Consider the following 24050-nt stretch of genomic DNA (forward strand, 5'->3'; position numbering starts at 1 on the left):
TTTCCAGGCAGTCGCACGGGTTTTCCGGGCAGTGACAGGCGCCCGTCAGCGCAGGCCGCGCTCTGTCGTTGCCCCCGCCCGGCCAGCCAGTACAACCAGATCCGGAACCCGCATCATGACCCATGTCCCCCATCTCTCTGCCGATCCTGCCGACGTGATCGCCTCCTATGCGCAGTGCAACCTGCTGGGCGGGACCAGGATCCCGACCGCTGCCGGGATGGAGGTGCTGAACCCCGCCACCGGCAAGGGGATCGGCATGGCTGCTGCCAGTTCCGCCGATGAAACCGCCGCCGCCGTGGCTGCGGCAAAGGCGGCCGGCGCCGGCTGGGCCGCCCTGCCCGCCCGCGAGCGGGGCAAGCGCATTGCCGCCGCGGGCCGCGCCCTGGCAGCAGAGGCCGAGACCGTCGCCCGCGTGCTTTGCCTGGAAACCGGCAAGGCCCTGCGCACCGAATGCCGGGGGGAGCTGAGCGTGGCTGCCGACCTGCTGGAGTTCTACGGCGGCCTGGCCTCGGAGCTGAAGGGCGAAACCGTGCCCTTCCACCCGCGCTCGCTGACCGTGACCACCCGCGAACCGCTGGGCGTGGTCGCCGCGATCCTGCCCTGGAACGTGCCGTTGGTGCTGATGATGCTCAAGATCGCGCCGGCGCTGGTGGCGGGCAACACGGTGGTGGTGAAGGCCGCCGAAGAGGCCCCCTTTGCCACCTATGCCGCCGCGGACATCCTGATGCGCCACCTGCCCGCCGGCGTGCTCAACGTCATCAACGGCGATGGCCCCACCTGCGGGGCGGCTCTGACGGCCCATGAAGACGTGGCCAAGATCACCTTCACCGGCTCCGAAGAGGTGGGAGAGACCGTTTACAAGGCCGGGGCCGAACGCATCATCCCGGTCAGCCTGGAGCTGGGCGGCAAGAGCCCGATGATCATCTGCGCCGATGCGGACCTGGACAAGACCGTGACCGGCGCCATCGCCGGCATGCGCTTTACCCGCCAGGGGCAAAGCTGCACCGCCGCCAGCCGGATCTACGTGCATGAAAGCCTGTTCGATGCCTTCCTTGCCAGGCTCACCGCGCAGCTGGATGCGCTGACCATCGGCGATCCCATGGATGAAGGCACCGACGTGGGCACCATCATCTCTGCCCGCCAGGCAGAGGTGATCAGCGCCTACGTCGAAAAAGCCGAGGCCACGGAGGGCGCAAGGGTCATCCGCTGCGCCCGCCTGCCCGACAGCCCGGACCTGTCGCCCGACCTCTTCCTGCAACCGACCCTGCTGCTGGACCTGCCGGAAGATCACCCCTGCGTGCAGGAAGAGATCTTCGGCCCCGTCGCCGTGATCCAGAAATGGAGCGATTACGACGCGGTCATCGCCTGCGCCAATGCCACCCGCTACGGGCTGGCGGCCACCGTCTGGACGGGGGCGCTTTCGACTGCGCTGGATGCCACCGCGCGGCTGAACGCGGGCTACGTGCAAGTGAACCAGAACCTGACCATCCAGCCCAATGTCTCCTACGGTGGCTTCGGGCGCTCGGGCCTGGGCAAGGAGGCGTCGCTGGAAGCGATGCTGGAACATTTCACCCGCAAGAAGACGATCGTGCTGAACTTCGACTGATGGAAACCCCATGATGGACCACCTTGTTGCCATATCCATCGCCGTCTTCCTGGCGGCGGTGCTGCGCGGGCTGACCGGCTTCGGCTTTGCCCTGGCGGCGGTCCCGGCGATGAGCCTGTTCATCCCCCCTGCCGGCGCGGTCGCGGTTGCGATCCTGCTGCAATGCGCGGTCGGGCTGCGCGACAGCCTGCAGATGCACCACCTGGTGAACCGCCGGGCGCTGGCGTTGATGTCCCTTGGCGCGCTGCTGGGCACGCCGCTGGGGATCCTGGCGCTGACCCGGCTGTCGCCCGATGCCATGCGGGTGGTGCTGGCCGTGGTCGTGGGGCTGGGCCTGGTGGCGCTGCTGGCGAAGATCACCTTCCCACGGGGGCGCGCCATGGCCTTCGGATCGGGCGCGCTGGCCGGGCTCTTTTCGGGCCTGGCCGCCATGCCCGGCCCGCCCGCCATCGCCTATTTCCTGGGCACGCAGACCCCGGCGCGCGAAACCCGCGCCTCCCTGATGATCTTCTTCTTCCTCACCTCGCTCATGGCGCTCCCCGGCCTCGCCTGGGCCGGAGAGCTTGACCAGGTCGCGCTGCTGCGCGCCGCCGTCGCATTGCCGGCGCTGCTGATTGGCAGCTGGGCGGGCGGAAGAGCCTTTGCATGGTTGAACGAAGCCAGCTATCGTACGGCCTCTATAGCACTTCTCGGTGTCACGGCTGCAGTGACCGCTGTTCGCGGGATCGGGGGCCTGCTCTGAGCTGAACTGGAAACCGGACCTTGACCACCCTTCGATGCGCTCTTGCGCGCCTCGTCCTTGTCATGACCCTGATGATCTCCGCCGCTTGCGCATCGGCCGAGAGCCTCGTCATAGGAACCACACAGGTTCCAAGCCATTTCAACGCCGCCATCCAGTCCGGCATCGCCACCATGATGCCCGCCGCGCAGATCTTCGCCTCTCCGCTGATGTTCGAGGAAGACTGGACACCGCGCCCCTACCTGGCCGAAAGCTGGGAAACCTCGGAAGACGGGCTGACCGTCACGCTGCACCTGCGCGCCGATGCGCGCTTCCATGACGGCACGCCGGTCACCTCCTCGGATGTCGCCTTTTCCATCAGGACGATCCGGGAAAACCACCCTTTCACCACCATGCTGGAGCCGGTGCGCAGCGTCGATACCCCCGATCCGCTGACCGCCGTGATCAACCTGGCCCGTCCCCATCCCGCGCTTTTGCTGGCGATGAGCCCGGCGCTGATGCCGATCCTGCCGGAACACATCTACGGCAGCGGCGATATCCATACCCATCCTGCCAACCTGGCCCCGGTGGGCGCCGGGCCCTTCCGCTTCGTGGAATACAAGCAGGGCGATTACTACCGGCTGGAGCGCAACCCGGATTTCTTCCTGCCGGGCCTGCCCATGGCCGAAGAGCTGATCTTCCGCATCATCCCCGATCCCGCCACCCTGACGCTGGCGTTGGAACGCGGAGAGGTGGATATCAATCCCTTCGTGACCAACATCCGCGACCTGCACCGCCTGCAAAAGGCCAGGGGGATCGTGATCTCGGACCTCGGGTACGAGGCCATCGGCCCGCTGAACTGGATCGCCTTCAACACCCGCAAGCCGCCCTTCGATGATGTCCGCGTGCGCCGCGCCGTCGGCTACGCGATCGACAAGCGCTTCATCCTGGACCGGCTGATGGGCGGCATGTCCCCCGATTCCACAGGCCCCCTCGCGCCGGGCACGCCCTTCACGGTCACCGAGGTGGCGCGCTATGACTTCGATCCGGACAAGGCGAAGGCGCTGCTGGATGCGGCCGGCTACCCGGAGGGCAAGGATGGCATCCGCTTCAGCGTGACCATGGATTACATCCCCTCCCTGCCCGAAATGGCGCGCAACCTGGCGGAATACATGCGCAGCCAGCTGCGGGCGGTGGGGATCGACCTCAGAACCCGGTCCTCTCCGGATTTCCCGACCTGGGCGCAGCGCATTGCCAACTACGATTTCGACCTGACCCAGGACAATGTCTACAACTGGGGCGACCCGGTGATCGGCGTACACCGCACCTACCTCAGCAACAACATCCGCAAGGGCGTGATCTGGTCCAACACCCAGCAATATGCCAGCGCCCAGGTCGATGACCTGCTGGCCCACGCCGCCGTGGAAAGCGATCCCGAACGCCGCGCCGCGCTCTACGCGGAGTTCCAGAAGATCGTCGTCCAGGATGCCCCGATCCTCTTCGTGAACGAAGTTCCCATGTTCAACGCCGCCCGCGACGACATCGCCGGCGTGCCGCATTCGATCTGGGGCGGGGTCTCTCCTTTCCTCACGCTCCACAGGACGGAGTAACCCGCGATGCCCGTGCAGGATCTGCGCGCCATCGCCGGCAAGGCCGGATTGGCGGTTCTGCTGCTGCTTGCAGTGGTGGTGCTGAATTTCCTGTTGCTGCACATGGCCCCCGGTTCTCCGATAGAGGCGATGCTGGGCCAGATGGGTGGCGGCTCTCCAGAGGTGATCGCAGAGCTGCGCGCCGACTACGGGCTGGACCAGCCCCTGCCGGCGCAGCTTGGGCATTACATTGTGCGGCTGTTGCAGGGGGACCTGGGCCAGTCGCTGCTGTACCACGCGCCGGTGTCAGAGCTGATTCTGGAGCACCTGGGCGCCACGATGCTGCTGATGCTGGTGGCGCTCGGGCTGGCCTCTGTCGCAGGAACGCTGCTGGGGGCCAGTGCCGCGCGCCGGCCCGACGGGCTGATCGGGCAGGCCCTGGGCGTACTGTCGCTGGCCGGTTTTGCTGCGCCGGTCTTCTGGACCGGGCTGATGCTGATGCTGCTTTTCGCGGCCATACTGCCGATCTTCCCGGTGTCCGGGATGCGCGATCCGCGCGTGACCGAAGGCTTCTGGCCCGTGGCGCTGGACGTGGCCTGGCACCTGGTGCTGCCCGCCGTCACGCTGGCCTCTGTCCAGCTGGCCGCCTATGCGCGGCTGGCGCGCGCCTCGATGCTTCAGGCGGTGAACGCCGATTACATCCGCACCGCCCGGGCCAAGGGGCTTTCGGAGCGCCGGGTGATCTATTCCCACGCCCTGCGCAACGCGCTTCTGCCTGTGGTGACCATGCTGGGCGTCCATGCCGGGCAGCTGCTGGCCGGGTCGGTCCTGGTGGAAACCGTCTTTGCCTGGCCCGGTCTTGGCCGGCTGGGATACGACGCGATCCTGCACCGCGATTACCCGCTGGTGCTGGGCCTCTTGCTGGCCTCTGCCATCCTGGTGGCGCTGGCCAACCTGGCCTCGGACATCGCCTGCAGGGCGCTCGATCCGCGCCTGCGCGCCGGCCGGTCCGCCCCATGAGAAAGCCCGCCCCATGAGCGTCTTTTCCCGCTCTGCCTCCGCCCGTGTCGGGGGCCTGCTGCTGGGCGCGGTCCTGGGGCTGACGCTGCTGGGGCCGCTGGCCTACCCGGTGGACCCGCTGGCCATGGTGGACATGCCGCTGCTGCCACCCCTGTCGCCCCATGCGCCGCTGGGCACCGATGTGCTGGGCCGCGACCTGCTGGCCCGGATGATAGAGGGCAGCCGCACCACCCTGCTGACCGGCGCGGGGGCCGGGCTGCTGGCCGTGCTGACCGGCCTCATGGTGGGGCTTGGCGCCACCTCCCTTGGCGGCCCTGCGGAACGCGCACTGCAACGCCTGACCGAGTTCTTCCAGCTCTTGCCCGCGCTGCTGCTGACCATGGTGCTGATCGCCTTCCTGGGCACCGGGCTCTGGGTACAGATCCTGACCATCGCCGCGCTGACCTGGCCCCCCGTGGCCCGCGTCGCCCGGACAGAGGCCCTGCGCCTGCGCCACATGGATTTCGTCACCGCCGCCCGTGCCAGCGGCACCCGGCCCCTGCGCATCCTGACCCATACGATCCTGCCCAATGCCCTGCCCCCGCTGGCCGCCGTCTCAGGCCTGACCATCGGCACCGCCCTGCTTTACGAGGCCGGGCTGGGCTTCCTGGGCCTGTCCGATCCCAACCGGCTGTCGCTGGGGCTGATCCTGGGGCAGAACCGCAATGACCTGCTTGCCGCCTGGTGGACGGTCACCCTGCCCGGGCTGGCGATCTTCTTCACGGTGCTGGGCACCGCCCTGCTGGCCGACGGGCTGGCCCAGGCGCTGTCGCCCCATGCGCGCAACCGGCGCTGAAACGGCGCCACGGCTGGCGCTCGCCCCTGCCTGACGTCCCCGCCTGACGCCCGGGCCGTTGGGCTGCGCCCAGACACGGCATCAGACATCAAAAAGGGGGCCCGAAGGCCCCCGATCCCATCTGCAGCGACCCACCCGAACCGGGCCGCGATTGTCATCCGGCGGTCTTACTCTGCCGCGGCGCGCCGGGGCAGAACCCAATCGGGGCGCGGGAAGTGGCAGGTATAGCCGTTGGGCACCCGCTCCAGGTAATCCTGGTGCTCAGGCTCGGCTTCCCAGAAATCGCTCACCGGCTCGACCTCTGTCACCACCTTGCCCGGCCAGAGGCCCGATGCCTCCACGTCCGCGATGGTCTCTTCCGCCACGGCCTTCTGCGCCGCATCGGTGTAATAGATGGCAGAGCGGTAGGACATGCCCCGGTCATTGCCCTGGCGGTTCAGGGTGGTCGGGTCGTGGATCTGGAAGAAGAACTCCAGCAGCTGGCGATAGGTGATCTCCTGCGGATCATAGGTGATCTCGATCGCCTCCGCATGGGTGCCATGGTTGCCATAGGTGGCATTTGGCACGTCACCCCCGGTGTAGCCCACGCGGGTTCCGGTCACGCCGGGCAGCTTGCGGATCAGATCCTGCATGCCCCAGAAACAGCCCCCCGCCAGGACGGCACGATGTTCGCTCACGACAGTTCCTCCACTTGATCAAGGTAGGTGGCATAGCCCTCTGCTTCCATCTCCTCTTTCGGGATGAACCGCAGAGACGCCGAGTTGATGCAGTAGCGCAGCCCGCCCGCCTCGCGCGGCCCATCGGGAAAGACGTGGCCCAGGTGGCTGTCACCATGTTTCGAGCGCACCTCCACCCGGACCATGCCATGGGTGGTGTCCTTCAGCTCGACCACGTTGTCGGGCTCGATCGGCTTGACGAAGCTGGGCCAGCCGCAGCCGCTTTCGTATTTCGCCGCGCTGGCGAAAAGCGGCTCTCCAGAGACGACATCGACATAGATGCCGCTCTGCTTGTTCTCGTTGTACTCCCCGGACCAGGGACGCTCTGTCCCGTTTTCCTGGGTGACCCGGTATTGTTCCGGGTTGAGGCGCGCGATGGCCTCTTCGCTCTTGCGATATTCCGTCATGACGCCTCCTTCGGCTTTCCCCTTAATGTGGGGCTTTCAGGCGCCGGGGAAAAGCCCCCGACCCGATCCTCCCGCGAAGTTGAAAAGTGGTCCCTTGAAATCTCATGAAACTTTTTCATCCGCCCATCCGTTAATACTTCAGCGTCAAAGGAAAAAACCACGATCCCCCGGCGCCGGCAAAACTGATGAGAAGGAGGAGACTCATGCGTCTTGTTAACACACGGACCACAACTGCCCTGGCGATTGGCCTGGGTCTTGCATCGGCCCAACCCGCAGTATCGCAACTTTCCGTGGGTGCCGACGTGGGCATCGGCGGCAGCAGCGGGGTGTCTGCTGATGTGGATGTCGGCCTTGGTGGAAGCAGCGGCGTCTCTGCCGGTGCCGACGTCGGTGTCGGCGGCAGCAGCGGGTCCGGTGGTGTAAGCGCCGACGTCGACGCCAGCATCGGCGGCTCCGGCGGCAGTTCCGGCGGCGGCTCCGGTTCCGGGGATGGCTCTGGTTCGGGCGGTTCTGGTTCAGGCTCCGGCGGCTCCGGCTCCGGCGGCTCTGGCTCTGGCACGGGCAACAGCTCGGGAACGAACGGCGGCACGACCGGCGCCAACAGCAATAGCGCCATGGCCAACCAGGCCGCGGCAGCCCCCCTGTCCTGGCAGTCCATCCGGCCCGCCAACCTCGGCTTCGTCACCGTGACCGAGCTTGCCCGGCGCGGAGAAATCCGCCTCAACGAATTCGACGCCCGTCTCTGGCAGGCCCGCGAAAGCATTGCCCGCATGCAGCAGGGCATCGCCGGCATGCCCGAAGTCGAACGCCGGCTTGAGGCCAAGGGCTACAGCGTCTCCCAGGTCGTCGGCCTGTACGACCGGCACGATGGCGATTCCTGGCTGGTGATCGACGACCGCGGCTGACACGCCTTCGCTCACGACCCAAGGGGCCCGCTTCGGCGGGCCCTACTTGTTCAGCTGTGCCACGGCCCAGCTGGCCGCCTCTGCCACGGTTTCATCCGCATCGCCCCGCAGCCCCTCCGCCACCGCGGTCAGTTCCGGCAGGCCACTGTTGCCGATGGCATACAGCACGTTGCGCACGAAGCGGTTGCGCCCGATCCGCTTGATCGGAGAGCCGGAAAAGCGCGCGCGGAACGCCGCATCATCCAGCACCGCCAGCTCTGCCAGGTCCGGCCCCTGCAGATCCTCGCGCGCATGGTACTTCACCTCTGCGGCGCGGCTGGCGAACTTGTTCCAGGGGCAGACCGCCAGGCAATCGTCACAGCCGTAGATCCGGTTGCCCATCCTGGCGCGCAGCTCTTCGGGCACCGGGCCGCTGTGTTCGATCGTCAGGTAGGAAATGCAGCGGCGCGCATCCAGCCGGTAAGGCGCCGGGAAGGCATCCGTCGGACAGATGTCCAGGCATTTGCGACAGCGCCCGCAGTGATCCCCCTCTGCCCCGTCCGGATCCAGATCCATCGTGGTGAAAATCGCCCCCAGGAAGAACCAGCTGCCCAGCTCCCGGCTGACCAGGTTGGTATGCTTGCCCTGCCAGCCCAGCCCGGCGGCCTGGCCCAGGGCCTTTTCCGGCACCGGCGCGGTATCGACAAAGACCTTCACCTCGGCCGGCGCACCTGCCACGGCCTCCGGCCCCGCCTCCGCGATCAGCCAGCGGGCCAACCGCTTCAGCCGCTTCTTCACGACGTCATGGTAATCGCGGTTCTGCGCATAGACAGAGATCGCCGCGCGCCCGGGATGCTCCAGCGCCGCCAGGGGATCGCTCTCGGGCCCGTAATTCTCGGCCAGCATCAGGATGCTGCGCGCCTCGGGCCAAAGCGCCGCCGGATCGCCCCGCCAGTGGGACCGCTCCGCCAGCCAGCCCATCTGGCCGTGGTAGCCCGCCTCAAGAAAGGCCTGCAGCCGCGCGGCCACCTCCGGCACATCGCCGGGGCGGCAGATCCGCGCCGCCGCGAACCCCTCTTCCAGCGCCCTTGCGCGCAGTTTCTCGCTGAACTCCCGGCTCATGCGCTCTTTCTGCCAGAAAGGCGCCTCCTCCGACAGAGCCGCGGCTGCGCCCGGCCCGACGGCCTAGAAATCAAGATCCGCGTAATGCGCCGGGGGCGGGAAGCCGGGCAGCTGATCCATCAGGATATTGCGGAAGGCCGGGCGCGACTTGATCTTGGCGTACCAATCCTTGACCGCCGCGCTGCGATCCCAATCCACGTCCGAGATATAGTCCAGCGCGCTCAGATGCGCCGCCGCCGCGAAATCCGCCAGGGACATGCGATCCCCCGCCAGCCAGCGGCGCTGTTCCAGCAGCCAGGACAGGTAATCGATGTGGAACTTGATCGCGGACAGACCGGCCCGCACGTTGCGGCTGTCGGGGAAACCCGCGCCGGTGACCTTCTTGTTGACCCGCTCGTAAAGCAGCTTGGAGGTGACCTCGTGATGGAACTTGTCATCGAACCAGGACACCAGGCGGCGCGTCTCATGACGGTCCAACGGATCGCTCGGCATCAGAGACGGCTCGGGATACAGCTCTTCCAGGTATTCGCAGATCGCCGCGCTTTCGGCCAGGACCACGCCGCCGAACTTCAGCACCGGCACCTTGCCCGCCGGGTTGCGCCGCAGGAAATCGGTATCCCGTTCCCAGTAGCGCTCCTCGATCAGGCGGCAATCGATCTTCTTCTCGGCCAGCGACAGCCGCACCTTGCGGCAGAAGGGTGAGAGAGGCGCGTGGTAGAGTTCCGCTGTGGTCATTCGCAATCTTCCGTGGCTTGCCCGATTGAATGCCCGCTGCGGCGCGGGATTTCAATGGGGGTTCATGTCTCGAAGCAGGCCGCCCGCCCATCCCGCTCAATGGTCGCCGCCCCGTCCTGGATCTGGCTGGCCCGGCGGCGGGTGTATTCACCGGGATGCGCGGCAGACCGGCTTTGCGGCGACGGCAGGATCGCCGCCAGCAGTGCCGCCTGCCGGGGGGTCAGATCGGCGGCGCTGACACCGAAGTAATGGCGCGCCCCCGCTTCCACGCCAAAGACGCCCTCGTCGAACTCCGCCACGTTCAGGTAGACCTCCAGGATCCGCCGCTTGGACCAGAACAGCTCCACCAGCGGGGTCAAGACCGTCTCAAAGGCCTTCCGGACATAGCTGCGCCCATGCCAGAGATAGACGTTCTTGGCTACCTGCTGGGAAATCGTCGACCCGCCGCGACGGGCCCCATCGGCAATCGCATCGCGGATGGCGGACATGTCGACGCCCCAGTGCAGGCAGAAATTCGCATCCTCCGCCGCCACGGCAGAGCGCGCCATGACCGGCGCGATCTCTTCCATGGGCACCCAGTCGCGCTCGATCCCGCCCAGCCGCTGCTCCTCGGTGATCATGTAGATACCGGTCCAGGGGCGCACGACCCCATGCACCGCAACCGCCCCCAGGAAGACCAGCAAGAGAATCAGCACCAGGTGCCAGGCGTGTTTCACAAGCCATCGCAGGGGCCGGATCCCCTTGGATCGCCCCTTCTTTGTCACCTTCTTCGCGGATTTCGCTGCTCTTGCCACATCAGCAGCTATACCCCCATCTGTCCGATCCGAAAAGCGCCGGAAACATGATCCTGGTCAAGGCCCCCTGGCCACCCATTGCCTATGATTCCCCAAGTCCCGCAAAGGGACCCGTCCCGCAGGACAGGAGGCCACCATGACCCACAGGGAAGAAATTCGCATCACGGGCCAAGAACTCATCGCCCGCATCCGCGCGCTGATCGCCGAAGGCAATGTCAGCAAGCTGCGTATCCGCGACCCCGAAGGCGACGTCACCCTCGAGATGCCCGTCACGATCGGCGCCGTCACTGGCGGGGCCGTTGTCCTCGCCGCCCCCTGGCTGGCGCTGCTGGGCGCCCTCGCCGCCTTCGCCACCGACCTGCGCATAGAGGTCGAGCGCCCCCGGCCCGATACGCCCCCCGGCACGACCGAGGGTCACTGCCCCGACGAAACCGGCCAGGAAGGCGACCCCCCGTTCGAGGATCATTTGCCCATCTGATCATCCGGCCGCCCCAAGGAACGCCCGAGGCCCCCATCGAAGGGGCCTCGCCCGTCGTCGGCTGCGCCTCCCGCCCCCACGGCACCGCCTACCCCAACCTCCCCGGGCACACACCGTTCAAACCCCGGGCGCACCGGCCCCTCCTTCTTCTTGCCGAAAAACTCCCGCCGGAGGCAGCCCCACGCGCGCCGCCCGCACCCCGGCCAGCCGAACCGCCACCCCGCCGCAGCCAGCCACTCTCCCAAGAATCCCTTAACGCTTCGCCTCTCCACCGCGCGGAGCGCACCGACGTGATACCGACGCGATACCGACGTGAAACAGACGCCGCACCGACACCCCGAATGGCCCCCGAAAGGACAGGCTACGGAAGCACCGGGGAAACACCGGGTCTGCCCTTGACGCGCCACCGGTCAGGGCGTCACATCCCGCCAAACCCGAAGGGACCCCATGACAGACCACCGCCTTCCCCTGGCCCAGGCCCGCACCCTGGTCATCGACACGCTGATGCGCTGCCGGACCAGCCAATCCAACGCCGCCGCCGTGGCCGACGCGCTGATCGGCGCAGAGCTGACCGGCCAGTTCGGCCATGGCTTGCGCCGCGTGCCCGCCTATGCGGAACAGGCGCTCGTGGGCAAGGTGGACGGGTTCGCAACCCCCACCGCCAGGGCCGCCCGCCCCGGCGCGCTGGCCGTGGATGCCGCCCATGGCTTTGCCTATCCCGCGCTGGACCTGGCGCTGGACTGGCTGCCCGGCGCCGCCCGCACCAATGGTATCGCCATCGCGGGCCTCACCCGTTCCCACCATTGCGGAGTCGCCGGCCTACCGGTCGAAAAGCTTGCAGAGCAAGGGCTTATGGCCATCCTGACCGCCAATGCCCCGGCCTCCATGGCGCCCTGGGGCGGCTCCCGGCCGCTGTTCGGCACCGATCCCATCGCCTTCGCCGCCCCCATCGCCGGGGCCGCGCCCGTGGTGGTCGATATCTCTCTTTCCCGCGTCGCGCGGGGCAAGATCATGGCCGCCGCACAGAAGAACGAACCGATCCCGGACACCTGGGCGCTGGACGTGGATGGCAATCCCACCACCGATCCCCATGCCGCGCTGAAGGGCAACATGCAGCCCATGGGCGATGCCAAGGGCACCGCCCTCGCCATCATGGTGGAGATGCTCTGCGCCGGGCTCAACAACGCCCATTTCGGTTATGAAGCCTCGCCCTTCCTCAGCGCCGAGGGGCCGCCGCCCGCCACCGGGCAAAGCATCATCGCCATCGACGCAGGCGTCTTCGGCCCTCATGCGGTGGAGCGTTTCGCCGATCTTGCCGGGGAAATCGAAGGCCAGGAAGGCGCCCGCCTGCCCGGCCGCCGCCGCCAGCAGATTCGCGCAGAGATGACCCAGGCCGGCATCCCCGTCGATGACACCCTGCTGGCCGCCATCGACGCCATGGGGCGCTAAGCCCTAGAAATAGCTGGACAATCCGTTCCAGATCAGCCGCAAGGAGATCAGGATCAGCACGATGTTCAGCGCCCGCTTGAAGTTGTGATCGCTCATCCGTTCCAGCAGCAGGCGCCCGGCAACGGTGCCCAGGAACCCGCAGGCGATCATCATCAGCATGAAGCCCGCCCAGGGCGCAAAGGCAAAGCCAAGCGCTCCGAAGGCGATCGTCTTGGCCACGTGTTGCAGGGTCATGAAGACCGCATGCGTGGCCACGTGACGCTGGCGCGGCAGATGCAGCGATTTAGTGAAATTGGCCACGAAAAGCCCCGTGGCACCAAAGAACATCGACAGGAAGCTTGAGATCAGCCCGGTCAGCCAAGGCCAGCTTGCCAGCCATTTCGGCGGCCGCGCCAGCACCGACCAGATCACGAACAGCCCCACGCCGATCTGCACCAGCGCGGGCGGCAGGTTCACCACCACCGACCCGCCCAGCACCACCCCGATCACCGTGCCCAGGGCAAAGGCGGCAAAGGGCTTCCAATAGGTGTGCCGGATCAGGATCGCCGCGCGGAAAAAGTTCGATCCGAACTGGATCGCCCCGTGCACCGGGATCAGCGCCAGCGGCGGCACCAGATTGGCCATCACCGCCAGAAGCAGCCCGCCGCCACCAATGCCAAGCGCCACGGTGATGAAGGAGCTGACAAAGCTCATCACCGCAAGGAAGATCCCCACGGTGGGCTCCAGCCCGTTGAAGAGAAAGGCAGAAACGGTCTCCATCCCTCTGCTATGCCGGGTTTCGCGGACAAGGCAAGTGGAACCGCCGCAGCGCCCTCACGCCAGCGCCTCGGGGTTGGCGACATGCACCGGCTCGCCCGCCGCATAGGCCAGGATCTGCTGGTAGATTTCAGTGAACTGCAGGTCCAGCTCGTCTTCGGTGACAAAGCCGATATGGGGCGTGCAGATCACGTTGGGATGGCTGACCAGCGGGTCCGCCGGATCCGTCACCGGCTCCTTGTCGAAGACATCCAGCGCCATGCGCCCGGGTCGGCCAACCTCAAGCGCAGCTAGCAGCGCGCCCTCTTCGACCAGCCCCGCACGGGAGGTATTGATGAAACTGGCAGAGGGTTTCATCCGCATCAGGTCGCTGCCCCGGATCATCCCCCGCGTCTCTGGTTTCAACCGCACGTGGACAGAGATGAAATCGCTCTGCTCGAAGAAGGCCTTGCGATCGGGCGCCACCTCTGCGCCCTCCGCGGTGGCCCGGGCGCGCCCGGCCTCGCTTGACCACCACCAGACCTTCATGCCGAAGGCCTGGGCATATGTCGCCACCTGCCGGCCGATCCGCCCGTGGCCCCAAAGACCCAAGCGGCGACCATGCAAGGTCTGGCCGATCCCCATCTGCCACTGTCCCGCCCGCAGGCTTTCCATCTGCTGCGGGATCTGACGCGCAGAGGCCAGGATCAGCGCAAAGGTCAGTTCTGCCGTGGCATGGGGCGGCGAGGCGCCGCTTTGCTTGGAGGACAGCACCACCCCCTGCGCCGTGCAGGCGGCAAGATCGACATGGGGATAGACGCCGCGCTGGCTGATCAGTTTCAGCTTCGGCAACCGCGCCAGAACATCCGCCGTGACCTGGGTGCGCTCGCGGAAAAGCACCAGCACCTCGGCCTCTGCCAAGCGGTCGGCCAGCACCTGCGGATCGGTCACATGGTCATTCCAGACCGTGACCTGGTGCCCCTCCAGCAGGGAGAAGCCCTTGAGATGGCGCAACGTATCGAACCAATCGTCGAGTATGTGAACCTTCACGCCATCCCCCTGATTTCCCTTAAGCTTCGCCCCTCATCTAGGGCCCACACCATGAGAGGCACGCACCACCGGGGACATCACCTTGTCACTGATCGGCACGTCCCAGACCGCCGTACCGCCACTGGCCGCGAAGGCCTCTATCATCTCAGGCAGCTTACCCAGGTCCTCCACGGTCACGCCCTGAAGGCCAAAGCCCCGCGCCACCGCGGCCAGGTCCGTCCGGCCAAAGACCGCGCCCTCGACAGACAGCCCCTCGGCCCGCAGCTTGTGGAATTCAGAGCCATAGCCGCCATCGTTCAGCACCACGACCAGCACGTTCAGACCATGGCGCGCATATGTCTCAAGCTCCTGTACATGCATCAGAAGCGATCCGTCCCCGTCGAACAGCACCACCGTGCTGTCGGGGCGGGCCACGGCCACGCCCATGGCGAAAGAGATGCCGTTACCGATCGCGCCAAACTCCCGGATGGTCAGGAAATCCTCATGGGGACGGCCGGGCATCTGCGCGAAGTAAAAGGAACAATGCCCCGATGAATTGACCAACTGCCAGCCCTGCGGGATGGCCGCGTTGAGCGCCGCGACCACGTCACGCGGGTCATGCACTCCCTCTTCAGGGGGGAATTGCGCGCCATCCGCCGGGGCGGTGGCGATCCGTTCGGACAGCGCCGCGCTGCGCCAACCCGCCTCGCGCACCTCAAGCGCATTGCTCAGCGCCTCGACCCCCAGTTTCGCGTCCGCGCGCAGGTGCAGCTCTGCCGCGAAGCGCCCCTGTGACATGGCGACGGGGTCCGTATCGATCTGCAGCACCTTCGCGCCGGGCCAGAGCTTGCCACCCCAGGCGTTATGGGAGGCCAGCGAACAGCCCACGGCGATCACCAGATCCGCCTCAGCGAAACAGGCCTTGGCCATATCCGTGGAAAAACCCCCGGCGATTCCGATGCAGAAGGGATCGTCATGGAACACCCCCCGCGCCGGCGGGGTGGGGGCGGTCAGGCCGCCCAGCTGCCCCGCCAGCGCCTGGCAGGCCGGGCCGGCGCCGGCCTGAACCGCGCCAAGCCCCGCCATGACAATGATTTTCCCGGCAGAGGCCACATGCTTCGCCAGCCGGGTGACATCCTGCGGATTGGGGGGGATCGGTCCGCAGACCGGCGCGATCCGGGAGGACGGCGGCGGCAGGCTCTGCGACCCGTCCCAAGCCAGTTCCTGAAGATCGAAAGGCAGACCCAGCACGACCGGGCGGCCTTCGCGCCGGGCCTGCAGGAAGGCATCGCGGATCGCGGTGGGCATCCGGGCCGGCCAGTGCAGCGGGATATAGGCCGCCCCCGTCGCGGTGATGAAAGGCGCCTGGTCGATGGCCTGGTTGTACCATCCGGACTTCAGCGGGGCTTCCCCGGCCAGGATCACCATGGGCAACCTGGCGCGAACGGCGGCGGGCAAGGCGGTGGTCAGCTGGGTCAGCCCCGGCCCGCACGTTACCGTGGCCAGGCCGACCTCACCGGTCTTGCGCGCCCAGGCCATGGCCGCGGCCACGGCGCAATGTTCATGCCGGACATAGATCATCCTGACCCCGGCTTCGGCCAGCCGGGTGGCAAAGTTCATGTTGGCATCCCCAAGCAGGGCGAAGCAGGACGGGGTCCCTTCCTGCGCCACCGCCCGGGCAAGCATGTCATAGGTGTGCATCTCAGCCCCCCTGCTGTCCGCTCCAGACGCTGGCCGGCACCATCACTTCGCCCCGGGCGATCATGCGCGCGGTCCGGGTGACACCGGCGGAATGGAAGGCAAATCCCTCTGGCCCGTCAGAGAATTTCACCCGCACCTCCATCACGCCGATGGGGTGTTCGATCACCACCGTGGCAGCCGGCCCTTCGGGTTTCACCGCCAGCCCTTCGGCCACGGTTCCCGGCGCCAGGGCACAGGCCGCCAGGCATTGAGAGCCGGTGACCGCTAGCGTGGGATGGGTCTGCCAGGGCATGAAGTAGCGCGCCGCGAAATTCCCCCCGTTGCGCGGGGCGGCGATCAGGCCGATCTTGGGTACCACGCTCCTTGTGACATCGCCCAGCCCCATGCGCTTGCCCGCCTCAAGGCGGATCGCCTCCATCCGGGTGAAGAGATCGGGCATGGCGTCCAGCTCTTCCAGGCTTTCATGGCCCGTCACGCCGAAGTCGGCAGCCCGCGCGATCATCATCGGCATGGCCACATCGGTCAGCGATACCTCGATCCCGTCGATCACGTCGATTGCATTGCCGGTCGGGAATAGCGCGCCCGTGCGCGATCCCACGACCTCCAGGAAGTTCAGCGCCACCGGGGCGGCGGTGCCGGGCACGCCGTCGATCCGCAGATCCCCGTCGTAGTCCACCGCGCCATCGGGGGTCTGCACCTCTGCCTCGACCAGGGCGCCGGTGTTGACCGCATGGATCTTCACCTGCGTCACCGGACCGGCCACGGGAACCAGCCCCATCTCGATCGCGGCAGGGCCGACGCCGACCAGGATATTCCCGCAGGTCGGAGAGAAATCGACCATCGCCTCTTCCACACCGACCTGGGCAAAGAAGTAATCCACGTCGGCGTCCGGGCGGGTGGATTTCGACAGGATCGCGACCTTGGTGGTGACGGCCGTGCCGCCGCCAATCCCGTCGATGTTGCGGGCGTTGCCCGCCCCCACGACAGAGATCAGCACCTGGGCCAGGTGGTCACGGTCCGCCGGCAGATCCGAGGCCAGGAAGTAGGGCCCGCGGGAGGTGCCGCCGCGCATGAAGAGATAGGGAACAGGGACTTGTTTCATCGCAGGGGCCACGGGAGTCTGGCGAATTCCTGCAGGAGACCCGGCGGGAAGTCGCGGTTGAGCTGAGCGGCCACGAAGCAGATCGCGAAGGTGCCTACAGCGGTAAGGATGAAGGTCATCAGCCAGCTTGCCCCGGCGCGTACCCGGAAGAAGGCCAGCAGGAAGGGCACGAGCGCCAGGATGAAGCCGACCAGCGCGGTGCCGGCCAGGAAGGCGCCGAACCAGGCCAGTGTGCCCCAAAGACCGTGCGGTGCCTCGGCATCCTCGCCCGCCGCTTCACGGTCGATGAAGACGGGATCGGTTTCCGGCACCAGCATCATGCGGACCAGCACGGCCAGCGACGCGATGATCCCCACGGTACCCACCGTTAGCGGGAAGATCTTGTCAGAGGTCAGGTCGATGAAGGCGGCATTGACCCAGGCGGTGATCATGTAGGCCAGAACGACCATCAGGAAGACGATCGGCGCGCGCTTGGTGCCGGTCTTCAGCCCGGCATCCGTGGGCATGTGCTTGGCCTGGCGGATGCCGAGGATGATGGAGATGATGGTCAGCGCCACGATCACCAGCACGATCGGAGAGGCCACGTAGTCCAGCCCGTCCTCCAGCCCGCGGCGGAAGCGGAAGCTGGCGATCTGATGAGCGTTGTTGGAAAAGTTCTCGGCCTGGTCGGACAGAACGAAGCCGATCAGGAAGGCTGGGCGCGACCAGTCGAAGCGGCGCAGGAAGATCCCCAGCAGACCCACGGCAAAGAGCGCAACAAGGTCCCCGAGGTCCTGGCGCGACTGGAAGGCCGCGAAGGTGATCATCATGAACAGGAAGGGAGCCAGCAGGGTAAAGCGGATCCGCGTCAGCCGGGAAATCGGCCCGGAGAGCACGATACACAGCCCTGCGCCCACCACGTTGGCCAGCGCCAGCGACCAGACGATCGTATAGGTGACATCCAGGTCATTGGTGATCATCTGCGGACCGGCGATGATCCCCAGAAGGCCCATGCCCCCGATGAAGATTGCCATCGAGCCAGACCCGGGGATGCCGAAGATCAGCGTCGGAACCAGCCCGCCGCCCTCCTTGGCGTTGTTGGAGCTTTCCGGCCCCACCACGCCCCGCACGTCCCCTTTGCCGAAGCCGGATTTATCCTTTGAACTCTGGACGGTATGCCCATAGGCGATCCAGTCCACGACGGAGCCGCCAAGGCCGGGGATGATCCCAACCACCACGCCGATCGTGGCACAGCGCAGCGACAGCCAGCGGTTCGTCCACCAGTCCTTGATGCCCTCGGCCCAGCCCGCGCCCAGCAGGGAGCGGTCGGAAATCGCCTTGTCCTGGCGCAGCAGGCCGATGATCTCGGGGATGGCGAAGATGCCCAGACCCACGATGACCAGGCTCAGTCCGTCGATCAGGTAGGGAATGTCGTAGGTGGCCATGCGCAGGGAGCCCCCCGCGCCGGCCTCTCCGATGGTGCCGACCAACAGGCCAAGACAGGCCGCCGCCACACCCTTCAGCGCAACGGTGCCGGCCAGGATCGCGACCATGGACAGGCCCAGAAGCGTGATCGCCAGCATCTCGGGCGTGCCGAAGGCCAGGACGATAGGCCGCGCCACCAGGATCAGCCCGGTCAGGATCACCGCGCCGAACAAGCCGCCGAATAGGGAAGAGGCAAAGGCCGCAGCCAGGGCGCGCGCCGCCTGTCCCTTACGGGCCATGGGAAAGCCGTCAAGCACGGTAGCCTGGCTGGCCGATGACCCGGGTATGCCCAGCAAAACGGAGGCAAAGGTGTCCGATGTCGGCACCACCGCGATCAGCCCGACCATCAATGCCAGGCCGGAAACGGGATCCATGCCGAACATGAAGGGCAGGACAAGCGACAGGCCGGCGATACCGCCAAGTCCGGGAAAGACGCCCACAGACAGCCCCAGCAGCACGCCGATGACCATGTACATCAGCTGGGCCGGCTGGAAAATTTGCGCAAAGGCGTCCTGCAGCGCCGGAAGCGCTGTGACAAAGGTTTCCATAGGTCGGGATCCGTAAGTTTGCCTTCCACGCGCGCCAAAGAGCCACGTGGAAGGCGTTTCAGAGGGTCAGATCAGTCAAGCTTCACGCCGTAGTCGTCGGCCAGCCACTGCTTGACGTAGGCCTTGGCTTCCGGGCTTACGTTGGTGCCAAGATCTGCCATTTTCTGGGCTGCCGGCAGGGTGACCTGCGGATAGACACCCAGGGTATCGGCGCTCATGTCCGCGAAATCCGGAGCCGAGGTCACGGCCTTGAAGGCCTCCGTATAGGTGTCGATCACCTCTTGGGAGGAGCCGGCGGGCAGGAAGATCATCTTCTGGGCCGGGAAGCCGGCGATGAAGAAGGCCTTCCAGGCATCCCATGCGTCACCGGAAGTCTCGCACTCAGGCGTGGCCTCGCAGACTTCCTTGAAGGTCGGGATATCGGGGAAGGTCGGATCGCGGACGATATTGCCGTCGTCATCCAGCGCGCCCCAGGTCATCATCGGCACCGCATCGCCGGATTCCACCAGCGGCACGACGCTTTTCAGGTAGGCAGAGCTGGTCTGGTAGTCGATGTTGGCTTCGCCGCGTTCGAACATCAGGCGGCCATCGCCACGGCCCTTGATGCCGAAGACGGGCTCCACGTTCATGCCCAGCATCTTCCAGGCCAGCAGCGGAACCAGGTCAAGCCGCGTGGCCCCCTGGGAGCCCCAGATGAAATCGGTGTCCTGCAGGCCCGTGGCATCCATGCCGTCCATCTCGGAGGCAAGGTCGGGCGGCAGGTAGGCCACGCCGCCGGTGCCGGAGCCCAAGACGACCTGCCAGTCCTTGTATTCGTATTTCACCCGCGGATCATCCAGCAGGTAGGGGAATTGCGTGGACCCGGAGGTGCCGAAGATCAGCGTGCCGGGGTTGTCCTCGAAGGTTTGTTCCTGGAACCAGTTGGCCCCCTTGGTGGAACCGGCACCGGGCATGTACTTCACGACCACGGTGGGTTCGCCGGGCAAGGCCTTGCTGAGCAGCGGCGCATAGAAGTTCGCCCAGGCAGCAGATCCCCCCGTTTCAGAGAAGGGGATGACGTATTCGACGGTCTTGCCGCTCAGGTCCAGCGCAACGGCATTGGTGCCCACCAGAGCGGCAGCAACGGAAACAGAAGCGGCAAGCGCCGCGGATTTGATAGACATGTTTTCCTCCTTTTCGGAACGCCCTCCCGACGTCCCCGCAGGCAAGTCACCGCTTGCCCGATGAGGCGACGCTAAGCTACGAACCTTTCGTGAAGCTTTCGGAGTCAAATAAAAATGCGCATCGCCATCGTCGAGGATAACGACAGCATTGCGAAGGGCATAGCCTATCGGCTGGAGGACCGCGGTCACGCCGTGGATATCCTGAGCGATGGCGAAGCCGCCGATGCCTTCCTGCGCGACGATGGCAACGAGCTGATCATCCTGGACCTCACGCTGCCGGGCATGGGCGGCATCGATATCCTGAAGGGCATGCGCCAGCGCGGCGATGGGCGCCCAGTGCTGATCCTCACGGCCATGTCGGACCTGCCTTCCCGGGTGGCGGGGCTGGATGCCGGGGCGGATGATTACCTTGTGAAACCCTTCGAGATGGAAGAGCTGGAGGCGCGCGTGCGCGCCCTGTCCCGGCGCGGAGGGCGCGCGCTTGAGGAAGCCCTCTCCGTGGGTCGCATCAGCTTCATGCCGGACACGCGCGAAGCCCAGGCCGATGGCCAGCCCCTGGACATGCCCCGCCGGGAGCTTGCCCTGCTGGAGGCGCTGATCCGTGCCCAGGGCCGCACCGTGTCCAAGTCGGACCTGCTGGATCACCTCTACGGCACCGGCGCCTCGGTCGAGGAAAGCGCGGTAGAGGTCCATGTCTCGCGGTTGCGCAAGAAGCTCTCTGCCTTCGGCGTCGATATCCGGACCCGGCGCGGCATCGGCTACCTGTTGCAGGAAAGCGCATGAAACGCTCCCTTCGCCTGCGCCTGTTCATTATCATCCTGAGCCCGCTCATCCTGCTGGCCAGCGTGATCGCCATCTGGCGGATCAGCGTCGCCCATGACACAGCCGATGAGCTTTTCGACAGGACGCTGATGACCACCGGGCTTGCCGTCTCCAAGGATGTGGCGCTGCTGGACGGCGATGCGATCCGCCTGCAGACCCAGCGGATCCTGGATGAAGCTGCGGGCGGGCCGATCCGCTACCACGTCTACGGGCCGGACGGGGTGCTGGTGACCGGCTATGCCGTGCCGCCCACCCCGATCCTGCGCGGCCTGCCGGAGGATGACGCCTTCATCTACTTCGACGGGCTCTACAAGGGAAAGGTCATGCGGGTCCTGCGGCTGCGCGATGTGACCACCATCGGCGGGATGACCGGTCTGTTCACCATCTCCGTCTGGCAGGACCTGGACGTGCGCGGCGCCTTCGCCTGGGAACTGGCCCTGCGGTCGCTGCTGGTCATCGCCCTGCTGATCCTGGCCGTTGCCCTGCTCGTCTGGTTCGGCGTCCGCTACGGCCTGAAGCCTCTGACGGACCTCGAGGACGCGATCTCGCGCCGATCCTCTGAGGATCTGAACCCGATCCAGCGCGCCGTCCCAATAGAGGCCGCAGGCATCGTCGACCGGCTCAACACGCTGTTCGGCAAGGTTTCGGCCACGCTGGATGCCCAGGCGGCTTTCATCTCGGATGCGGCGCACCAGCTGCGCAATCCGATCGCCGGTTTGCGGGCCCTCGGCGAGTCGATCGAAACGGCGCCCAACGTGGAAGTCGCCCGCGCCCGCGCGCGGGACCTGGTGGGGGCTGCTGAACGGGCCAGCGACCTGGCCAACAAGCTGCTGACGCTGGAACGCGCAAGGGCGGAACGCGGGGGCGAAAGCCTGGTACCGACGGATCTGACAGCGGTCCTGGAACGGATCGTCGCCAGCTTCCAGGCAGAGGCACAGGCGCATGGCGTGATCCTAACCCTGGTCACGCCGGAGGATCCCATGGTCATCCCCGCCGAGGAAGTCATGCTGGGCGAAGCAGTGACCAACCTGATCGACAATGCGCTGGTCCATGGCGGGCCCGCGATGTCCCGGATCACGGTGGAGCTGACCCGCAGCCGGGCGGCCTGTCATCTGAGCGTGCGCGATGACGGTCGCGGGGTGCCCGAAGACAAGTTGCCCAAGATCGTCCGGCGCTTCGGCCAGGCCCAGCCCGGGCCCGGCAGCGGCCTTGGCCTGGCCATCGCCGAAGCAGTGGCCAAGCGGCATGAGGGCAAGCTGCGCGTGTCTTCCAAGGATTGCGGTTTTGCCGTGCACCTGATCCTGCCGCTGGGCTGAGCCGCGCTTAGGGCGCGGGCTTAACGGACGATGGCATAGGCCTGCATCAGCCGCGGCGTGGCCGCGCCGCGCAACATCCCCTCGGGATCGCGGGACAGGCCGGTTAGACGGCCGATTGCCCAAGGCTCCGACACGACAAGCTTGTGGCCCCGTTCGCGCAGCGCAGAGAGCACGTCCTCACCGAACTGCGGTTCTGCCATCAGGTGGCCCGGCTTCACACCACGCGGATGGAAGCTGGCCTGCAGGTGGGCCGTATGGAAGAGCGGCGCGTCGATGGCTTCCTGAAGGTTCATCCCGTGATGGGCCAGCCGCAGGAAGAAGCTGAGCTGCCATTGCTCCTGCTGGTCGCCGCCCGGTGTGCCAAAGGCCATCCGCGTCCCATCCGGCGCCCGCGCCGCGGAAGGCGTCAGCGTGGTCCTGGGCCGGCGCCCCGGGGCCAGCGACGTGGGCAGCCCCTCTTCCAGCCAGAACATCTGGCCGCGGTTGTTGAGCGGCACCCCCAGCCCCGGAATCACCGGAGAGCTCTGCAGCCACCCGCCCGAAGGCGTGGCCGAGACCATGTTGCCCCAGCGGTCGATCGCATCGACGTGGACGGTATCGCCTTCCTTGTTGGACAGATGCGCCATGGTCGGCTCACCGCCCCCGATCCCGGCATCGCCCTGCGCGAAGCGCTTGGCGCGGCGCAGGAAGCTGTCCACCTGGTGATCATAGCCCGGCAACCGGCCCGGCCGTATCTCAAGCGAGGCACGATCGCCGATCAGCCGCGCGCGCTCTGCCCCGTAGGATTGGGATAACAGCTGGTCCAGGGGGATCGTACCGTGCTGCGGATCGCCATAATAGGCCTCCCGGTCGGCAAAGCTGAGCTTCAGGGTTTCCGTGACAAGATGGGCAAACTCCGCCCCGCGGGGGGCCATCGCCGCCAGGTCGTGGTTCTCTAGGATCCGCAGCGATTGCAGCAAGGCCGGGCCCTGGGTCCAGGCACCGCACTTGAAGACCTCCCAGCCGTTGTGATCGACGCTCACAGCCGGTTCATAGCTGGCCTGCCACCCCGCCATGTCATCGCCGGTGAGCACGCCCTTGCGGTATTCGCCGTCTCCGTCCATCGGCGTCGCGGAGCTTACGTAATCGTCGATCGCCTCGGCCACGAAGCCCTTGTAGAAGGCCCGCCGGGCGGCCTCGATCTGGGCCTCGCGGGCGGTTTCGCTTTCGGCTTCCTCTAGCAGCCGGGTCCAGAAGGCCGCAAGCTGCGGATTGCGGAACAGCTTGTCCGCTTCGGGCCGCTTGCCGCCAGGCAGCCAGACCTCTGCCGAGGTCGGCCATTCCTTGCGGAAGAAATCCTCCTGCCCGGCGATGGTATTCACCATGAGCTGCAGCGCCGGATGCCCTTCGCCAGCGTAGTAGATTGCCGGTTCCAGCACCTCGCGCAGGGACAGTCGGCCATGGTCGCGCAACATCAGCATCCAGGCATCGAAGGCACCGGGCACCACGGCCGCCAGCAGCCCGGCCCCGGGGATCAGCACCATGCCCTGCGCGGTGTAATGGGCGATGGTGGCCCCGGCGGGGGCCGAGCCCTGCCCGCAGATCACGGTTGGCGCGGCATCACCTGCGGGCCAGATCAGCGCGGGCATATCCCCCAGCGGGCCGTTCAGATGCGGCTCTACCACGTTCAGCACGAAGCCCATGCCAACCGCCGCATCGAAGGCCGTGCCGCCGGCCTCCAGCAGCTTCATGCCCACCGCGCTTGCCAGCCAGTGGGTCGAGGCGACAGCCCCGTAGGTGCCCTTCAACTCGGGCCGTGTCGTGAAACTCATGTCGCT

The 24050-nt window shown here is 66.7% G+C and carries 22 protein-coding genes; 10 read left to right on the top strand and 12 right to left on the bottom strand.

All coding sequences use genetic code 11. The features are described from left to right. Window positions 1-115: 115 nt before the first annotated feature. The 5 genes from HCZ97_RS08860 (at window position 116) to HCZ97_RS08880 (ending at window position 5768) form a co-directional block, all read left to right on the top strand. Entirely contained in the window at window positions 116-1606 is a 1491-nt protein-coding gene (locus HCZ97_RS08860) for an aldehyde dehydrogenase family protein (RefSeq protein ID WP_167688347.1), read from the top strand. Between the two features lie 10 nt (window positions 1607-1616). Further along, window positions 1617-2348, top strand: a complete 732-nt coding sequence (locus HCZ97_RS08865; RefSeq protein ID WP_254871436.1) for a sulfite exporter TauE/SafE family protein — start codon at window positions 1617-1619, stop codon at window positions 2346-2348. Window positions 2349-2410: 62 nt separating this feature from the next. Then, a complete protein-coding gene (locus HCZ97_RS08870) occupies window positions 2411-3934 on the top strand; it encodes an ABC transporter substrate-binding protein (protein ID WP_167688464.1) in 1524 nt (507 codons plus the stop codon). Between the two features lie 6 nt (window positions 3935-3940). Continuing rightward, on the top strand, window positions 3941-4933 hold the full coding sequence (locus tag HCZ97_RS08875; RefSeq protein WP_167688348.1) for an ABC transporter permease: 993 nt from the start codon (window positions 3941-3943) through the stop codon (window positions 4931-4933). A 13-nt stretch (window positions 4934-4946) separates the two neighbouring features. After that, the gene (locus HCZ97_RS08880) at window positions 4947-5768 is read left to right on the top strand and encodes an ABC transporter permease (protein ID WP_167688349.1); all 822 of its coding nucleotides are present in this window, start codon (window positions 4947-4949) and stop codon (window positions 5766-5768) included. A gap of 167 nt (window positions 5769-5935) precedes the next feature. On the opposite strand, the gene msrA is transcribed toward HCZ97_RS08880, so the two are convergent. Together msrA and msrB are read right to left on the bottom strand one after the other, a co-directional pair. Further along, window positions 5936-6445, bottom strand: coding sequence for a peptide-methionine (S)-S-oxide reductase MsrA (msrA, locus tag HCZ97_RS08885; RefSeq protein ID WP_167688350.1), 510 nt, complete (start codon window positions 6443-6445; stop codon window positions 5936-5938). Continuing rightward, window positions 6442-6891, bottom strand: coding sequence for a peptide-methionine (R)-S-oxide reductase MsrB (msrB, locus tag HCZ97_RS08890; RefSeq protein WP_167688351.1), 450 nt, complete (start codon window positions 6889-6891; stop codon window positions 6442-6444). Before msrB ends, msrA begins: the two co-directional genes overlap by 4 nt. A 203-nt stretch (window positions 6892-7094) precedes the next feature. Between msrB and HCZ97_RS08895 the strand changes: the two genes are divergently transcribed. Then, entirely contained in the window at window positions 7095-7796 is a 702-nt protein-coding gene (locus HCZ97_RS08895) for a hypothetical protein (RefSeq protein WP_167688352.1), read from the top strand. Window positions 7797-7838: 42 nt separating this feature from the next. On the opposite strand, the gene queG is transcribed toward HCZ97_RS08895, so the two are convergent. The 3 genes from queG to mtgA form a co-directional block, all read right to left on the bottom strand. Beyond that, window positions 7839-8897, bottom strand: coding sequence for a tRNA epoxyqueuosine(34) reductase QueG (gene queG / locus HCZ97_RS08900; RefSeq protein ID WP_167688353.1), 1059 nt, complete (start codon window positions 8895-8897; stop codon window positions 7839-7841). A gap of 63 nt (window positions 8898-8960) precedes the next feature. Continuing rightward, window positions 8961-9632, bottom strand: a complete 672-nt coding sequence (locus HCZ97_RS08905; RefSeq protein ID WP_167688354.1) for a glutathione S-transferase family protein — start codon at window positions 9630-9632, stop codon at window positions 8961-8963. A 62-nt stretch (window positions 9633-9694) separates the two neighbouring features. After that, complete coding sequence (gene mtgA, locus HCZ97_RS08910) at window positions 9695-10369, bottom strand: monofunctional biosynthetic peptidoglycan transglycosylase (RefSeq protein ID WP_368484346.1); 675 nt, start codon at window positions 10367-10369, stop codon at window positions 9695-9697. Between the two features lie 193 nt (window positions 10370-10562). Here mtgA and HCZ97_RS08915 point away from each other — a divergent pair, with 193 nt between their 5' ends. Both HCZ97_RS08915 and HCZ97_RS08920 read left to right on the top strand, forming a co-directional pair. Continuing rightward, entirely contained in the window at window positions 10563-10904 is a 342-nt protein-coding gene (locus HCZ97_RS08915; protein ID WP_167688356.1) for a DUF4342 domain-containing protein, read from the top strand. A gap of 447 nt (window positions 10905-11351) precedes the next feature. After that, window positions 11352-12353 carry an Ldh family oxidoreductase gene (locus HCZ97_RS08920; protein WP_167688357.1) on the top strand — a complete coding sequence of 334 codons (1002 nt, stop codon included), beginning with the start codon at window positions 11352-11354 and terminating at the stop codon, window positions 12351-12353. 3 nt (window positions 12354-12356) lie between these two features. Here the strand turns inward: HCZ97_RS08920 and HCZ97_RS08925 are convergent, their stop codons facing one another. The 6 genes from HCZ97_RS08925 to HCZ97_RS08950 form a co-directional block, all read right to left on the bottom strand. Continuing rightward, complete coding sequence (locus tag HCZ97_RS08925; RefSeq protein WP_167688358.1) at window positions 12357-13112, bottom strand: sulfite exporter TauE/SafE family protein; 756 nt, start codon at window positions 13110-13112, stop codon at window positions 12357-12359. A gap of 54 nt (window positions 13113-13166) precedes the next feature. Beyond that, a complete protein-coding gene (locus tag HCZ97_RS08930) occupies window positions 13167-14138 on the bottom strand; it encodes a D-2-hydroxyacid dehydrogenase family protein (protein ID WP_167688359.1) in 972 nt (323 codons plus the stop codon). A 33-nt stretch (window positions 14139-14171) separates the two neighbouring features. Beyond that, window positions 14172-15818, bottom strand: a complete 1647-nt coding sequence (locus tag HCZ97_RS08935) for a thiamine pyrophosphate-binding protein (RefSeq protein WP_167688360.1) — start codon at window positions 15816-15818, stop codon at window positions 14172-14174. A 1-nt stretch (window position 15819) separates the two neighbouring features. After that, on the bottom strand, window positions 15820-16920 hold the full coding sequence (locus tag HCZ97_RS08940; protein WP_167688361.1) for a 4-oxalomesaconate tautomerase: 1101 nt from the start codon (window positions 16918-16920) through the stop codon (window positions 15820-15822). Then, window positions 16917-18932 (bottom strand): tripartite tricarboxylate transporter permease, encoded by a 2016-nt coding sequence (locus HCZ97_RS08945; protein WP_167688362.1) that lies wholly within the window; start codon window positions 18930-18932, stop codon window positions 16917-16919. Before HCZ97_RS08945 ends, HCZ97_RS08940 begins: the two co-directional genes overlap by 4 nt. Before the next feature lie 71 nt (window positions 18933-19003). Continuing rightward, on the bottom strand, window positions 19004-20095 hold the full coding sequence (locus tag HCZ97_RS08950; RefSeq protein ID WP_167688363.1) for a tricarboxylate transporter: 1092 nt from the start codon (window positions 20093-20095) through the stop codon (window positions 19004-19006). 114 nt (window positions 20096-20209) lie between these two features. On the opposite strand from HCZ97_RS08950, the gene HCZ97_RS08955 reads away from it, so the two are divergent. Further along, a complete protein-coding gene (locus tag HCZ97_RS08955) occupies window positions 20210-20878 on the top strand; it encodes a response regulator transcription factor (protein WP_167688364.1) in 669 nt (222 codons plus the stop codon). Continuing rightward, complete coding sequence (locus HCZ97_RS08960; RefSeq protein ID WP_167688365.1) at window positions 20875-22233, top strand: sensor histidine kinase; 1359 nt, start codon at window positions 20875-20877, stop codon at window positions 22231-22233. The genes HCZ97_RS08955 and HCZ97_RS08960 overlap by 4 nt, the downstream gene beginning before the upstream one ends. A 20-nt stretch (window positions 22234-22253) precedes the next feature. Here the strand turns inward: HCZ97_RS08960 and HCZ97_RS08965 are convergent, their stop codons facing one another. Then, window positions 22254-24044: a gamma-glutamyltransferase family protein gene (locus HCZ97_RS08965; RefSeq protein WP_167688366.1), complete on the bottom strand. Its 1791-nt coding sequence runs from the start codon at window positions 24042-24044 to the stop codon at window positions 22254-22256. Window positions 24045-24050 lie beyond the last annotated feature (6 nt).

This window comes from Pseudooceanicola sp. HF7 (assembly GCF_011806405.1).
Lineage (GTDB): Bacteria > Pseudomonadota > Alphaproteobacteria > Rhodobacterales > Rhodobacteraceae > Pseudooceanicola.

Bases quoted from the DNA above. Each gene is read 5' to 3' on its own strand.
- HCZ97_RS08860 (WP_167688347.1), top strand. From the start codon at position 116: ATGACCCATGTCCCCCATCTCTCTGCCGATCCTGCCGACGTGATCGCC.
- HCZ97_RS08865 (WP_254871436.1), top strand. From the start codon at position 1,617: ATGATGGACCACCTTGTTGCCATATCCATCGCCGTCTTCCTGGCGGCG.
- HCZ97_RS08870 (WP_167688464.1), top strand. From the start codon at position 2,411: ATGACCCTGATGATCTCCGCCGCTTGCGCATCGGCCGAGAGCCTCGTC.
- HCZ97_RS08875 (WP_167688348.1), top strand. From the start codon at position 3,941: ATGCCCGTGCAGGATCTGCGCGCCATCGCCGGCAAGGCCGGATTGGCG.
- HCZ97_RS08880 (WP_167688349.1), top strand. From the start codon at position 4,947: ATGAGCGTCTTTTCCCGCTCTGCCTCCGCCCGTGTCGGGGGCCTGCTG.
- msrB (WP_167688351.1), bottom strand. From the start codon at position 6,891: ATGACGGAATATCGCAAGAGCGAAGAGGCCATCGCGCGCCTCAACCCG.
- HCZ97_RS08895 (WP_167688352.1), top strand. From the start codon at position 7,095: ATGCGTCTTGTTAACACACGGACCACAACTGCCCTGGCGATTGGCCTG.
- queG (WP_167688353.1), bottom strand. From the start codon at position 8,897: ATGAGCCGGGAGTTCAGCGAGAAACTGCGCGCAAGGGCGCTGGAAGAG.
- HCZ97_RS08905 (WP_167688354.1), bottom strand. From the start codon at position 9,632: ATGACCACAGCGGAACTCTACCACGCGCCTCTCTCACCCTTCTGCCGC.
- HCZ97_RS08915 (WP_167688356.1), top strand. From the start codon at position 10,563: ATGACCCACAGGGAAGAAATTCGCATCACGGGCCAAGAACTCATCGCC.
- HCZ97_RS08920 (WP_167688357.1), top strand. From the start codon at position 11,352: ATGACAGACCACCGCCTTCCCCTGGCCCAGGCCCGCACCCTGGTCATC.
- HCZ97_RS08925 (WP_167688358.1), bottom strand. From the start codon at position 13,112: ATGGAGACCGTTTCTGCCTTTCTCTTCAACGGGCTGGAGCCCACCGTG.
- HCZ97_RS08935 (WP_167688360.1), bottom strand. From the start codon at position 15,818: ATGCACACCTATGACATGCTTGCCCGGGCGGTGGCGCAGGAAGGGACC.
- HCZ97_RS08940 (WP_167688361.1), bottom strand. From the start codon at position 16,920: ATGAAACAAGTCCCTGTTCCCTATCTCTTCATGCGCGGCGGCACCTCC.
- HCZ97_RS08945 (WP_167688362.1), bottom strand. From the start codon at position 18,932: ATGGAAACCTTTGTCACAGCGCTTCCGGCGCTGCAGGACGCCTTTGCG.
- HCZ97_RS08950 (WP_167688363.1), bottom strand. From the start codon at position 20,095: ATGTCTATCAAATCCGCGGCGCTTGCCGCTTCTGTTTCCGTTGCTGCC.
- HCZ97_RS08955 (WP_167688364.1), top strand. From the start codon at position 20,210: ATGCGCATCGCCATCGTCGAGGATAACGACAGCATTGCGAAGGGCATA.
- HCZ97_RS08960 (WP_167688365.1), top strand. From the start codon at position 20,875: ATGAAACGCTCCCTTCGCCTGCGCCTGTTCATTATCATCCTGAGCCCG.
- HCZ97_RS08965 (WP_167688366.1), bottom strand. From the start codon at position 24,044: ATGAGTTTCACGACACGGCCCGAGTTGAAGGGCACCTACGGGGCTGTC.